Origin of the sequence: Paenibacillus sp. cl141a (assembly GCF_900109305.1) — a bacterium.
Lineage (GTDB): Bacteria > Bacillota > Bacilli > Paenibacillales > Paenibacillaceae > Paenibacillus_AQ > Paenibacillus_AQ lautus_A.
In genome coordinates, this window is the sequence record NZ_FNZO01000001.1 from 138,831 (window position 1) to 152,289 (window position 13,459).

12 protein-coding genes are annotated in these 13,459 nt (G+C 50.9%); 8 read left to right on the plus strand and 4 right to left on the minus strand.

The features are described from left to right. Genes BMX45_RS00670 through BMX45_RS00680 form a run of 3 tightly spaced genes read right to left on the minus strand, consistent with a single transcriptional unit; the run spans position 1 to position 3,603 of the window. On the minus strand, positions 1-867 hold the full coding sequence (locus BMX45_RS00670) for a hypothetical protein (RefSeq protein ID WP_090908054.1): 867 nt from the start codon (positions 865-867) through the stop codon (positions 1-3). A 22-nt stretch (positions 868-889) separates the two neighbouring features. Continuing rightward, complete coding sequence (locus tag BMX45_RS00675) at positions 890-2,497, minus strand: glycosyltransferase (protein WP_090908056.1); 1,608 nt, start codon at positions 2,495-2,497, stop codon at positions 890-892. Continuing rightward, on the minus strand, positions 2,494-3,603 hold the full coding sequence (locus BMX45_RS00680; protein WP_090908058.1) for a glycosyltransferase: 1,110 nt from the start codon (positions 3,601-3,603) through the stop codon (positions 2,494-2,496). Before BMX45_RS00680 ends, BMX45_RS00675 begins: the two co-directional genes overlap by 4 nt. 300 nt (positions 3,604-3,903) lie before the next feature. Between BMX45_RS00680 and BMX45_RS00685 the strand changes: the two genes are divergently transcribed. The 8 genes from BMX45_RS00685 to BMX45_RS00720 all read left to right on the plus strand — a co-directional run bounded on the left by BMX45_RS00685 (position 3,904) and on the right by BMX45_RS00720 (position 12,788). Next, the gene (locus tag BMX45_RS00685; protein ID WP_090908060.1) at positions 3,904-4,797 is read left to right on the plus strand and encodes a PhzF family phenazine biosynthesis isomerase; all 894 of its coding nucleotides are present in this window, start codon (positions 3,904-3,906) and stop codon (positions 4,795-4,797) included. 41 nt (positions 4,798-4,838) lie between these two features. Beyond that, positions 4,839-5,768 carry a phosphotransferase family protein gene (locus BMX45_RS00690; RefSeq protein WP_090908062.1) on the plus strand — a complete coding sequence of 310 codons (930 nt, stop codon included), beginning with the start codon at positions 4,839-4,841 and terminating at the stop codon, positions 5,766-5,768. A gap of 200 nt (positions 5,769-5,968) precedes the next feature. Continuing rightward, the gene (locus tag BMX45_RS00695; protein ID WP_090908064.1) at positions 5,969-6,538 is read left to right on the plus strand and encodes a methyltransferase domain-containing protein; all 570 of its coding nucleotides are present in this window, start codon (positions 5,969-5,971) and stop codon (positions 6,536-6,538) included. Positions 6,539-6,679: 141 nt separating this feature from the next. Then, a complete protein-coding gene (locus tag BMX45_RS00700) occupies positions 6,680-7,570 on the plus strand; it encodes a TIGR01777 family oxidoreductase (RefSeq protein ID WP_090908066.1) in 891 nt (296 codons plus the stop codon). Positions 7,571-7,675: 105 nt separating this feature from the next. Beyond that, the gene (locus BMX45_RS00705) at positions 7,676-8,185 is read left to right on the plus strand and encodes a GNAT family N-acetyltransferase (protein WP_090908068.1); all 510 of its coding nucleotides are present in this window, start codon (positions 7,676-7,678) and stop codon (positions 8,183-8,185) included. A gap of 201 nt (positions 8,186-8,386) precedes the next feature. Next, complete coding sequence (locus BMX45_RS00710) at positions 8,387-11,722, plus strand: DEAD/DEAH box helicase (RefSeq protein ID WP_090908071.1); 3,336 nt, start codon at positions 8,387-8,389, stop codon at positions 11,720-11,722. A 52-nt stretch (positions 11,723-11,774) separates the two neighbouring features. Then, the gene (locus tag BMX45_RS00715; RefSeq protein WP_090908073.1) at positions 11,775-12,347 is read left to right on the plus strand and encodes a hypothetical protein; all 573 of its coding nucleotides are present in this window, start codon (positions 11,775-11,777) and stop codon (positions 12,345-12,347) included. A gap of 90 nt (positions 12,348-12,437) precedes the next feature. Continuing rightward, on the plus strand, positions 12,438-12,788 hold the full coding sequence (locus BMX45_RS00720; protein WP_015736455.1) for a potassium channel family protein: 351 nt from the start codon (positions 12,438-12,440) through the stop codon (positions 12,786-12,788). Between the two features lie 90 nt (positions 12,789-12,878). Here the strand turns inward: BMX45_RS00720 and BMX45_RS00725 are convergent, their stop codons facing one another. Next, positions 12,879-13,361 carry a hypothetical protein gene (locus tag BMX45_RS00725; RefSeq protein WP_090908075.1) on the minus strand — a complete coding sequence of 161 codons (483 nt, stop codon included), beginning with the start codon at positions 13,359-13,361 and terminating at the stop codon, positions 12,879-12,881. Positions 13,362-13,459 lie beyond the last annotated feature (98 nt).

A 13,459-nucleotide genomic window follows, 5' to 3' on the forward strand; every position in this document is an offset into this window, starting at 1 on the left:
TCATTCGGTCACCCCTTTGTGTTCTGGCGTGTACTTGCGAAACAGCCGGTGGAACTCACCGGAGCCGTTGTGAATCTCAGCCAGTTCTCTCAATCCGTACGCCCCGTATTGATGAAACAGGCCAGCCTCGTTCATGGAAAATTCGGTGTATTTGTCCGGCATCGACATGCGTTGGGCCATGGTTGCATGGTATACCCAGGAGGCCAGGCAGCATTTCGGCCTCCATGCCGTGCGCGTTCCCATATAATACCGCATGCCCAGAAGCAGACTGTCATCCTCATAGCCCTGCTTGCCGGATAAGAATCGAGTATCATAACCTCCAATATGGTGAAGGGCTTCCGCACGGTGAACGACCGGATGCACGAATCCATCCGCGATCCCTGTTCTTGACAGCCGCTGGAGCGTTTCGTTGAGCTCACCCGGTGTTTTCGGAAGAACAATGAACTCACCCAAGGGCTGCAGTTCTCCGGTTGAGGTAACGATGCCGGGTGATACCATAGGTTCGTCGGTACATTCCAGATAACGAAGAAGAGGTTCGTGCCAATCCGGAGGAAAGAGCATGTCGACATGAATTTCGGAGATGTACCCCGCTTCAGGGAAGTGCTCCCATATGAATTCAAAACAGGCTTGCCTGGCGGCAGCGATGCCGATATTCGCTCCGTTCCCGAGAATAACACCGGATAGGCCTAACGTTTGCAGCCATTCGTGCAGCTCTTTATTCGTAAGGCATCCTTGATTAAACAGAACCGTCCTATGCTCCCGGGAGCGCTGCAGACTGCTTAACGCCAGGCTGGCCATGTGTAAGTCATTCTCGCGCGAGCTCTCCCGAATGAATAAGGGCAGGGTATGAATGATCTTCAATTCCATCGCTTCCTCTTATGGTTATTCATTATTCCATCCATTCAACAAGTGTAGGCGATTCCTCCAGAATGGAGTCGTACTGTTCTTTCGAGCCGAACTCTGCATCAGGGTCAAGCTGACGATAACGCTTGAGCTTCTCCAGCCTGTCTTCCGGTTTGGCCCACCCGTAATGTTTAAGGCGAATGGCCGAAAGATGGTGGGGGAGATCGAATACATTCGCCGGGAACCTTCCACAGTGCTGAGCCGTCTCTTTCCAGCAATACTTCATTTCGGGACGGTAACGCAGAAGAAAAGGGCGATAGGTTTTATGCGAGCTCCAGAATTCATCGTCCCGGTAATGGGTTTCGTTCCAAAAATCATAAAGTCGGAAGCAGTACAAATCGAACTCGTTTTGCTTCAGCATGGAAGGAAGCTCAGCCGTAAAAGAAGACTCAAACCATTCGTCCGCATCCAAATTTAGAATCCATTCGGGATGAACGTTCAAAGTTTCGCGCCATTGTTGCTTTCGCAGCTCAACCTCGTTGTGAAACAGGGATGCCTCGTTGCTGATCAGACGCAGCGGAATTCCCTTCAAAACTTCCATACATACCTCCAGCGTGTTATCCGTACTAGCGTCATCGATAATAACGGCTTGGTCAATGTAGTCCCGATGCCGTTCAAGCGCTTGCCGCAGATAGCGTTGGCCTTCATTCTTCAGAACCATCGTCAGGGTGAGCGATGGGCGTGCTGTGCGGCGATTCGCATCAATGGGGCTGAGACAGCCCTCTTCTCGTTCCTCGAGGCTGCTTCGCGTAACCTCGGGGATGGATGTAGTCTTATCCGTAGCCTTCAGGAACAGTCCGGCATGGTGAAGATCGCTTTCACGGTAGATATGGTAAGCCGGGTAGTGCGTATCTACATACAAGGTGAAGCCCAGCGCAGCCGCCCGAATGCTGAAATGCCGATCCTCTCCCCAGAAGGACAAATTGTAGATGGGTTTATAGTTAACCCCGCGCACAAGAGCCCGGCGGCTGATTAAAGTGCAAGCACCGAGTCCGCCGACTTCATAAACGCCGGCCTCCGCTAACCGGCTCACGAATTGTTGATAGCGATGTTCCTTTTGGGCTTCATCCAACGTTTCGCCCGCCTGTTGTTCGTATTGGGTATATTCATCCTTAAGCCACACCTGGGGATGGGGACGTGAGTCCGGCTGCCAACGGGTCCAGAAGATTTCCGAAATGATCTCTTTATTGGTGGCAATGAGGTGAATCAGGGTCTGCGGTGCCAGCAGCAAATCCGAATCGACCAGAAACAGATAGTCAAACCGTAAATCAAGCGCATATTGAATGATCTTGTTCTTATAATCGGCTACCTTCCAAATCAATCGATCGTTCCAATAATGGGTTGTCTCGTTGCGGATATATTCGTGATCATCAGGCGTATGGGCGCTGTGGATAACCACCCTGTTAACTTCTTTCATAAATCGGCTCAATCTTGCGCTGGATAATTCATCGTTGTTGTCATCGATGAAGAAGTAGCACAGCTCCAAGGAATTTTGTTCCAGCCTCAGCAATGAGGTTAGGAAATGATCCAGAATCTCCGGTTTCTGCCGTACAGGACTGCCGATCAAAACGCGTTTGCGCCCCTGGGTCGTCATGAGCTCTGCCTCTCATCTTCACGCTGAAGCTCCTGCAGCTTGTTTCGAAAATATTTTTGGTTCGCCAGCATGGTCTCATCGCCCGGTCGGTAGGCAAGCGCCTTCTCATTATGCTGATTGGCAAGCGCATAAGCTCCGATTCGGTCATAACAAACGGCCAATTGCAGATGGGGAAGCCATGTGGAGAAGGAAGGGTTATGAAATCCCATGTAATCCGGAGGCAGCTCAAGCTCGGTAGCCAGTTTATACCAGTAGATGGCCGTATCATATTGGTTTTTCTCGAGAAAATGGTAACCGATGCGGCAGCAGAATTCGGACCGCGGCGGCGCATATTGCAGGGATCGGAGAGAGGATTCAAATGCGGCTTGCCCGTTTCCGAGCTCGTGATGGCAATCAGCCAGCTTGCTGCAGGCCGAGAGAACATCCTCGATCCAGCCTTTTTCCGTATGTAAGAATCGTTCGTAATAATCGATCGCTTTCTCGAAATGACGGTGATCCTTTAGTTCATTCGCATAATAGAACAGATCCCGCGGAGTGAACGATTCGCCGGCTGCCTCGCGCTGCACATAGATTCTGAGATTCCGGCCGGTGTCCGGATCATGATTCGAGCTGAGATGGGTAATGGCAACATCGCTATTCAGAACATGACCGTAGACCTCCAAATATTCGTGGACGGGCCCAATCCATCGAAAGGCCCTGCTTCGTTTGACAAGACGATTGCGCCGCAGACGAAAGGTGACATTGCCGAATTCGTCCGAGCTCAAATGATAGAGCATGGTCACGGAATCGATGTCGGGCGCAAGGTTTTCTTTAAGCGCTATTAGTTTCAGCCGGTCTTCTTCAAGCAGCACGTCGTCGGCATCGAGCCACAGGATATAGTCCTGGGTGGCCTTGCTAAAAGCAAAGTTTCGCGCAGCCGCAAAATCGTCGATCCATTCAAAATCATAAACGACCGCCTGAAAGGACCGGGCGATTTCTTTGGTGCGATCCGTGGAGCCTGTATCCACGATGACGATCTCATCAACGATGTCTGCAATCCGGGACAGGCAGCGGTTCAAATGATGTTCCTCATTTTTTACGATCATGCATAGGCTGATAGCGATCAATACATCACCCCCGCGTATAGTCCATTTCAAAGAATATGCCAGATATATATTCAAGTCGGCTTACGAAATGAACCGCAAAGCACCAAATTGAAGCCGTGCGTATCAAAAAGACGAATATCGCTTCTCTAAGCTCGTTTTTTGCTTGCACGTCGCCGAACAACGGGGATCAGCGAAACGAAGTTTGCCGGGTAAAGGCAGCTAATTGTAAGTTTGGTCTGGATTTAACCCATGTCCAATGGTAAAATCTTCTCAAATTTTATTCTCCATTAAGTCATTATTGGAAAGAAGGAATTAAAGGACATGAAATCCATAAACGTACTTCATTATGATGCATTCTCCATACAGCCTAATATGGGTAATCCTGCTGGCGTGGTCTTGAACGCGGACGAGCTGACAGAGAAGGAGATGCAGGCCATCGCTCATAGCGTAGGGTTCAATGAAACGACCTTTATAGTAAAATCGGAGCAAGCAGATGTCCGATTAAGATATTTTACGCCAGGTCATGAGATGAATTTGTGCGGCCATGCCACCATGGCCTCGATGTATGCCTTGAAGACCAAAGGGCTGCTCCCTGACAAAGAAACCGTGTGGATTGAGACAAGAGTGGGCAATCTGCCGATCGAATTTCAGGATGCTCAGGGAAAGCTAACCATGAAGATGAAGCAGGATCATCCTCAATTCCTGCCCTTTAAGGGAGATGTTGACCGCCTGGCATCATCCATGGGCCTGCAACGCGAGGATTTGGATTTCGGAATGCCGATCGTATATGGAAGCACAGGGATATGGACATTGCTGGTACCGATTAAGGGGCTGGAGCCGTTTGGGCGGATGGTGCCTCATAATTCCATGTTCCCGGATATATTAACGGACAATCCGAAAGCCTCTCTGCACCCTTTTTGCCTGGAAACGATCGACGAGGCATCGTTCATGCATGCCAGACATTTCTCTTCACCGTACTCAGGCACTATCGAAGACCCGGTAACAGGAACCGCGTCAGGCGTAATGGGAGCTTACTACTTAACCTATTTGAATCCGGAGGTCTCCTCCGCACGATTTATCGTTGAACAAGGCAAGGAAATGGGGAAAGACGGTAAAGTCGATGTTCAAGTGAGTCGCTTTGAAGAGGCCATGGACGTCTATATTTCCGGTACGGCTGTATTCGTTAAAGAATTCGAGGTTAGCTATGATTCATAACGCAAGAACCTGAATACGGAGACGAAGGAGGGGTAAAGGTTATGAAGACATTCAAGCCGGAGATGACTTTGGATAAGGCGATAAGCCATCTCCAGCAGATTGAAGGAGAACCGGTGCTGAATGTGACCCCCATCGAGATGGGAGAATTAAGCAAGGTATTCAGTTATCGCAAGGGCGATGCCGATTATGTCATTCATTTTAAAGATAATGGGGACAGCCTTCATAAAGTAAACAAAATCTACAGTATGTACGGGGATCAATCCTTGCCCATTCCTCGAATCCATAAGATCGGAAGCGTGGGGAATATCCATTACTCGATTTCGGATAAAGTACCCGGTACGCCGATAAGCGCTCTTGAACCGGCACAAATTCAAGGGCTGGTTCCCGACATCGTCCAGCAATTCATGCGGATTCTTCAGATCCCAATCGGGGAGTCCCATGAGGGGTTCGGGTGGATTACTCCGGAAGGCAAGGCTGCTCATCGTTCATGGCCGGACCACCTGACGTCTGTATTCGATGCGGAGCAAGAAGGTTTCTACCATGGATGGCAGAGCCTGTATGAGCACAGTTTTCTGGAAAAAGCGTTTTTCGAAGAGATCTACCAAACGATGATCGAACTTGTTCGCTATTCGCCATCGGAGCGCTATCTTGTCCATGGTGATTTCCATTTGGGCAACATGCTTGGAGAGAACGAAAACGTAACCGGTATCGTGGATTGGGAGATGGCCATGTTCGGCGATTTCATGATGGACGTCTCCGTTATTCATATGTGGTATCCGATGCTGGGATTTCCCATGCGGCTGCAGGAAGCGATGGAGCAGCAAGGCGAGAGGATTCCTTATTTTGAAGAAAGGCTGCTGTGCTATCAGCTATTTCGGGCGCTGGACGGGCTTCGTTTCTATGCGAAGAAGGATGATCAGGGCAGCTATCAGTTCATGAAGAATCATATCACCTCATTATTAAAAGGATAGATCCCTTCGGGGATCTTTTTTTTGTTTATGAGCGAAATGTGCAACGAAAATGGTTACCTGACGAGTCCGGAATGGAAGGCCAGGAATACACTGGATTAGGTTGGAATGGAAGAGCCGGGAAGCTTCATGAATCCAGCGTTACCGAATAATGAATATGATGATGAATTTGGGGCGTTAAGATTCCGAATGGAGGTATGGGAATGGGGACGTCAAACTGGCAGAATTTATCGTATTGCGTGGATCTGATCCGCTATGTAGCTCCCAAGTCCGTTCTGGATATCGGGGTAGGTTTTGGCCGCTGGGGCATGATCTGCCGGGAGTATTTGGACGTATGGGAAGGACGCGTATTTCGCGCGTATTGGAACACGCGGATCGAAGGAATCGAGATTTACCCTGTCAATATCGATACCTACCACGAATGCTTCTATAATAAAATCCACGTTGCGGATGCTTACGATCATCTGCAAACGCAAGTCCAGCCGGGACAATTCGATTTAATCATTCTGGGTGATGTTCTGGAGCATTTTACAAAAGAGCGGGCGCTCGTCCTGCTGCAGACCTGCATTGAAAAATCCCGCTTTGTCCTGCTTAATATTCCGATTGGAACAGACTGGCCGCAGGGCGCTGAATACGGCAATGAGTTCGAGACCCATCGGAGCGAGTGGACAACAGAGGAACTGGATCGTTTTCCCGTAGCTGACAAGCGGCATTTTAAGGATTACATTAACCGTGATTTTTCCACGTATTTGTTTTCGATGCCAAGGAAGTAGGTTTCGTATGAATGGAGCACCTTCTATGAGGAGGGTGTTTTCTTTTTATTCTCTATTGAAAACATGGTATATTGGAAGAAACGATAGTCAATGAAGTATATGATATGGATAAAACATAGAGAAATGAGCTGATTCTATTCTATGAAAAAGATCGTTTTAGCTGGTGGAACTGGTTTTATCGGAACCTATCTTGCGAAAAAATTCACGAATGAGCAGCAAGCACAGGTACTTATGATCTCCCGACGGCAGGGTCATATCGCATGGAATGATCACGAAGCCATCGTCGCTGCCCTGGAGGGGGCGGATATGCTCATTAATTTAGCGGGCAAATCCGTTAATTGCCGTTACAATGAAAACAACAAGGAGCTTATTCTGAAATCGAGAACGGAGACAACGAACATACTCGGCAGCGCCGTCGAGGCCTGCCGTATTCCTCCGCGTACCTGGTTTAATTCCAGCACGGCCACGATTTATCGCCATGCCGAAGATAAGCCGATGACGGAGGAGCAGGGCGAGATCGGCGAAGGCTTCTCCGTCGAGGTTGCCAAGGAATGGGAGCGCGCTTTCTTCTCATTCCGATTGCCTCAGACGAGGCAAATCGCCCTGCGCATTGCCATTGTGCTGGGACCTGGCGGCGGTGTCATGACGCCTTATGTTAACTTGGTAAAATTCGGGCTCGGCGGCGTCCAAGGTACGGGCAAGCAAAGGTTCAGCTGGATCCATGTGGAGGATCTGTATCGCATGATTCTGTTTTTGCAGGAGAAGGAAGAGCTGAGCGGGGTTTTTAACGGTGCTTCTCCCTATCCGGTGACGAACAAGGAACTGATGGAGCAGCTTCGGCTTGCGTTGAATCGCAGAGTGGGATTGCCGTCGCCTAAATGGCTGCTTGAGCTGGGAGCCGTGCTTATACGTACGGAAACGGAACTCGTGTTGAAGAGCCGTTGGGTGATTCCGGACAGACTCTGCAAGGCAGGTTTTCATTTTGCATACGATACGTTGAATAAAGCACTGGCCGACATCTTGAAACGATAAGGGATTCTGAGCGCGCGCCATGGCTCGACGTTGCAGAACATGACTACATATGGCAACAGAACGGATAGAATGGGTTTAATAGATGAGAGAGGGAGTGGTCCGATCATGAATCAGGAGTTTACGATTGTGGAGGTCGACCAATTAGAAACCGACACGCATCATCAATTAACGGAATTATTGATTCGGGTTGTAGAAGATGGGGCCTCGGTGGGATTCTTAGCTCCGCTGTCTTATGATGAAGCTTCCGCTTACTGGGAGGATGCGCTTGGCCCAGGGGTTACCCTGTGGGCAGCCATGCAGGATGGGAAGATGGTCGGCACGGTTCAATTGCAGTGCGCAACGAAAGCGAATGGCAGACACCGGGCCGAGGTTGCGAAATTGATGGTAGATCCGGCTTCCCGCCGCGGAGGTATCGGCAGAATGCTGATGCTGCATCTGGAGCCGAAAGCCAAGGCAGAGGGCAGAACCCTATTGGTCTTGGATACCCGGGAGGGGGACCCCTCTAACAAGCTGTATCAGTCTCTGGGTTACATCCAAGCTGGAGTTATACCCGATTATGCCATATCCTCTAACGGTGAGCTTGCCAGAACGGTGCTGTATTACAAGCGCATCTAAGATTATTTTCTCATTTATATCGTGGTCGGCTTTATCATATCCAACGGGGCATGGAAAGGAAATAACAAGCGATATGAAAGGATGACCAAGGTCGATGACAAAGAGCGCAGGAACTTGCCGTAGCGGTGAGTTCTTTTTTTTTGAAGATATGAGAAAATGGTATACTGTTTTTTAACAGGCAATAGAGAAAGGATTGTGGTTATGGGTTACCAGCTGACTGAACGGGTGATCAAACTGTTATGCGGAAAAACCTCCTACGACCGCGGCGGGGTTTTATATAGAGATGGTTATGTATCGATGCTGAAGCAGGATCCGGACGCTCGCAAATACGAGGCTGAAGTGAAGGATCAGGAGTCGGGAATCGCCTATGCGGAGATTGACTCGAACGGGGACGTATACACGGAATGCAGCTGCATCGACTACGGATTTTCCCGAAAGCGGTGCAGGCATATTGCGGCTCTCCTCCTGAACATACGGGATATTGAACAAACGGTTGAAGCTCCGATGCGCCCCTTTCCATCATTATTACATCCTTCCGCCAACGTGAACATGGAAGAGGGACAATTAACGCACCGACACTCACCGGAATTTGGCAGAGGCTCGAACGAGAGAGAACGGGACGCGCTGCTCAGCAGCCAGCTGCTCGGATTGTTCTCGTATTCCGGCGGCAGGAGGGCTGCGGCGACATCCCGCTTTGATACCCGAGAGGTTCTGGAGATGGAGTGCATTTTCAAGCTATATCCGCACGGGGACCGGAAATACCTGTTCGGCGTCGAGCTGCGAGTAGGGAACAAACGCTTGTACATCGTACAGCGGATTCGGGAGTTCTTAGCGTGCGTGAAACGCGGCGCAGCCTGCGTGTTCACGAAGAATTTCACCTACGATCCGGAGGTGCACAGCTTCAAAAAGGAGGATGATGCGCTACTGCAGGAGCTGATCCGTATTTCCGATCATGAGAGCATGTATCAACAGTCACTGGACATTTACGCTTCGCCTGGCAAAAAGGGGAACAGCGACCGAATGCTGATCATTCCTCCTGCCTTTTGGCCTCAAGTACGGGAGGCGCTCGGTTCTTCGGATCGTGCCCTTTTGTCTATGGATGGAATTATGACGGATAAGCTGGAGTTCGCTCAGGAACCGATCCCGCTGCAATTCGAGTTCGATGAGGCTGCGGATGATCACTATCTGATGAAAATCGATGGGTTGGAGCGGATGACCGTGCTGGAGGGGTACGGGATCGTCATTGCGGAGGGCAGGCTGATACAGCTTGAAATGGATGCTTGCAAAAGGCTCGCCGAGATGAAGCTGCTGCTTGAACCTTCCAACACACCGCATATTCGGATACAGCCGGAGATGATGGAGTCCATCATGGAGCGGGTGGTTCCGGGGCTGATGAAACTGGGCACCGTGCATGTGGCGCAGACCGTGTCCGACCGCATCGTCAAAACGCCTTTAAAAGCGAAGCTGTTTCTGGACCGTGTCCGCGGCCGGCTATTGGCCGGACTCGAATTTCAATACGGCGACATCATCATCAATCCGTTGGAGGGACACCGCGCCAAACGCAGCAGCAGCTCGATTCTCGTTCGCGATGGAGAGACGGAGCAGCGGATTCTGGAGCTCATGGAGAACGCCTCTTTTGCCAGGACTGACGGCGGTTTCTTCATGAATGACGAGGATGCCGAATATGAATTTTTGTATCATACGATTCCGCAGCTGGAGAAGCTGCTGGTGGTTTATGCAACGACGGCGGTGAAGGAGCGGGTGCTCACTGAACCGATGGGAGCCAAGGTTCGGGTGGAGGTCGATGAACGGACGGATTGGCTTGAACTGAAGTTTGACATGGAGGGCATTCGCGAAGCCGAAATCCGGGAAATCGTCAAATCGCTCGAAGAAAAGCGCAAATATCACCGGCTGCGAAACGGAGCGCTGCTTCCGCTGGAAAGTGCGGAGTTCCAGGCCATGGTTGCTTTAATGAACCGGGTGGGACCTTGGCTGTACGAAGGGGAGGGGACGCGGTTTAAACTGCCGGCGGTCCAAGGACTTCAACTGCTGGATTGGGAGGATTCGGGATCATCGGTCCAGCTTGGCCGTTCCCTGCGCCGGATGCTGCAGAATGTGAAGAATCCGGATCATTTGGACTTTGCCGTGCCGGCCAGCCTGGAAACGGTTCTCCGGGATTATCAGAAGTTTGGCTTCCAGTGGATGAAGACGATGGCCCATTACCGGTTCGGCGGCATCTTGGCCGATGATATGGGGCTCGGCAAAACCATTCAGAGCATCGCTTTCATGCTGTCCGTGCTGCCTGAGATCCGGGAGCGTAAAGAACCCGCACTCATTGTGGCTCCTGCCTCCCTGCTCTATAACTGGTTTAACGAGCTTAAGAAATTTGCGCCGGAGATCAAGGCCGTCATTGCCGATGGCACGCTGTCCGAGCGCGCGAAGGTGATCCAGAATATAGGCAAAGCGGATGTTGTCATCACTTCGTACCCGCTGCTCCGCAGGGATATCCAGCGATATGCGAAGCTGCCGTTCTTAACCTTGATTCTGGATGAAGCCCAAGCCTTCAAAAATTACGCAACGCAAACGGCTCAGGTCGTAAAAACGCTCCATGCCCGTTATCGGTTTGCGTTGACAGGCACGCCGGTCGAGAATCGCCTGGAGGAATTATGGTCCATCTACGATGCCGTTTTTCCGGCTCTTTTCGGAGACCGTAAAGCATTTCATGAATTGCCTAAAGAAGCGGTGGTGAAGCGGGTGCGTCCGTTCCTGCTCCGCAGGCTGAAATCGGACGTGCTTAAGGAACTGCCGGAGAAAATCGAGACGGTTCAGGCTTCGGGCCTGCTGATCGAACAGAAGAAGCTGTATACCGCCTATCTTGCGAAACTGCGGCAGGAGACGCTTAAGCATTTGGCACAGGACGGTTTTCAGAAGAACCGGATCCGTATCCTGGCGGGCATAACCCGCTTGCGACAGATCTGCTGTCACCCGGCTCTGTTCGTGGAAGGCTATGAGGGCGGTTCGGCCAAGCTTGAGCAGCTGCTGGAAACGATCGAGGAATGTCGTTTTGCAGGGAGACGGATGCTGGTATTCTCCCAGTTTACAGGCATGCTGAACCTGATCGCCGGGGAGCTGGGATATCGGGGAATTCCGTTTTTTTACCTGGACGGACAAACGCCGGGATCGGAGCGGGTGGAGCTGTGCGATCGCTTCAACGAGGGGGAACGCGAGGTATTCCTGATATCGCTGAAGGCAGGCGGAACGGGGCTCAACCTGACCGGGGCCGATACGGTGATCCTGTATGACCTGTGGTGGAATCCGGCCGTCGAGCAGCAGGCGATGGACCGGGCGCACCGTATCGGTCAGAAGAAGGTTGTGCAGGTCATACGCTTCGTCGCCCAAGATACGATCGAGGATAAAATGGTGGCCCTGCAGCAGAAGAAAAAGGATCTGATCGAGGAGTTGGTACAGCCGGGGGAAGAGTCGCTTCCAAGCTGGTCCGAAGCGGAAATTCGGGAGCTGCTCGCGCTTCAGGGCTAATCGGACGGATAAGATGAACCGCGTTCCAAAAGGATGACAAGGAGCTGTTATTTTGAAAAAAGCCATGTTTCTCATACTCGCCGCCGTTGTGGTCGTCATCAGTTACCTGCCGCTGTTCCTGGACGGCTATGTTTACAATGAAGAGCAGGCGATACGGCGCGTTCACCCTGCGTATACCGGGGATAAGCTGTACGAGAGGTCAGAGGATCATCATAAGCTGATCGTCTGGCAAGATGGCCATGTAAAGACCGTCAACGTCCTGGAGAGCAAATGGGGACTGCTGCATAAAATTACGAACGCGGTCGCGCTGGAACCCAAGTCCGAAAATGAACCTTTTGTACGAACCTGGTCTGCCAGCCATCGTGGTGACGGCATCTATGACACCCTGGTGGCAGTGGAGACGTCAGAACCCGAAAGCAAGAAAATCATCGTCACCAATGAGCCCTGGGACGATAAACCGATCGAAGATTTGGAACAGGTGAAGGCTTTGTCCGGGATTTACATGGAAATCGACGTGGAGCAAGGGTACGCCATCCATTATGAGCAGCTGCCTGCCGACCAGACCGGCGGCTTCATATTTCGGAGCATCGATGCCGAAGGGAATATCCTTTCCGTTCAACCGTAGCGGATAGGCGGGAAGCATAATCGCTGATATAATAGGATGTATGTGATGTATGCAGCATTTACTCCAGATATAGAATAGGACGGTTCACGGATGATCTCTTTTTTATTAACGTTAAAACGTCTCCTCAGCGGTTTGTTTCGAGCGTTCAAGCAGCGGTATTTTATGGCGCTGTTTGTGCTAATCGTCATCATGCTGTTATCGGGCACGATGTTTTATACCAGGCAAGAAGGCTTGTCGGTGCTGGATGCCCTTTATTTCTGCGTGGTGACCTTAAGCACGGTCGGGCATCCGGAATTCGTGCCGCAGACGCCGCTCGGAAAAACCTTCACCATGGTTTACATCGTCGTCGGGACGGGCTTGTTCCTCGGAATGGTCGGACAGTTGGCGTATGCTTTAATCCGTACGAATCAAAGAGAAGAGAAGAAGACAACGAATTCATAATGGAAACGAAGAAACAGCCCTGGCCCGGGGCTGTTTCTTTTTATGGACAGGCCGGATGCGGGATGCTTGGTTAATCGATCCACAGCAGGTCTATTCAACCGTCACAGCAAAATAAAAGCTGGCTTCTCCTTGATCCAGAGGCCATGTGCAGTGAATTTCGTACAGGTACGAGCCGGCTTTCGCTGGCACGGTATACCCATCGTTACCTGAATCCGTCAGGTTGAGGATGGTGAAGCCATGTATTCCTTCGGGTGGCGTCGATTGAATGTCGGCACCGCCTTGGACCACAACCGGCGTCATATCCTCGAGCCTGGGACGGGCTGCATCCGTCGTTGCGCAGTTATCTCCGTTGCACCAGGAATAACCGCCACGTTGCAGATTGATCTCGGTGCCGTCAATGCTTACCTTGGGCAGCGGAGGTTCGGCGGCCTTCACCCACAGGGTCTGTACGGCTTTGCGGGCATTTTCCTTCGAGATCGGCGTTACGTTCTCGGACCTGGATCCGATGTAGTACCCGGTACTGAACACCATGATTAGAAGAAAGATGTATAACACCTGCCGTATTTTTTTCATGTCCAGCTGTCCCCCCCTTTTATATCCTTTGTCTCATAACTTGCTAGAAAATATGTTATAATTTTGAAATCAAGCACTTCCATTATAAACCAATCAGG

Coding starts and splice junctions, on each gene's coding strand:
- BMX45_RS00670 (WP_090908054.1), bottom strand. CDS start 867: ATGGAATTGAAGATCATTCATACCCTGCCCTTATTCATTCGGGAGAGC.
- BMX45_RS00675 (WP_090908056.1), bottom strand. CDS start 2,497: ATGACGACCCAGGGGCGCAAACGCGTTTTGATCGGCAGTCCTGTACGG.
- BMX45_RS00685 (WP_090908060.1), top strand. CDS start 3,904: ATGAAATCCATAAACGTACTTCATTATGATGCATTCTCCATACAGCCT.
- BMX45_RS00690 (WP_090908062.1), top strand. CDS start 4,839: ATGAAGACATTCAAGCCGGAGATGACTTTGGATAAGGCGATAAGCCAT.
- BMX45_RS00695 (WP_090908064.1), top strand. CDS start 5,969: ATGGGGACGTCAAACTGGCAGAATTTATCGTATTGCGTGGATCTGATC.
- BMX45_RS00700 (WP_090908066.1), top strand. CDS start 6,680: ATGAAAAAGATCGTTTTAGCTGGTGGAACTGGTTTTATCGGAACCTAT.
- BMX45_RS00705 (WP_090908068.1), top strand. CDS start 7,676: ATGAATCAGGAGTTTACGATTGTGGAGGTCGACCAATTAGAAACCGAC.
- BMX45_RS00710 (WP_090908071.1), top strand. CDS start 8,387: ATGGGTTACCAGCTGACTGAACGGGTGATCAAACTGTTATGCGGAAAA.
- BMX45_RS00720 (WP_015736455.1), top strand. CDS start 12,438: ATGATCTCTTTTTTATTAACGTTAAAACGTCTCCTCAGCGGTTTGTTT.
- BMX45_RS00725 (WP_090908075.1), bottom strand. CDS start 13,361: ATGAAAAAAATACGGCAGGTGTTATACATCTTTCTTCTAATCATGGTG.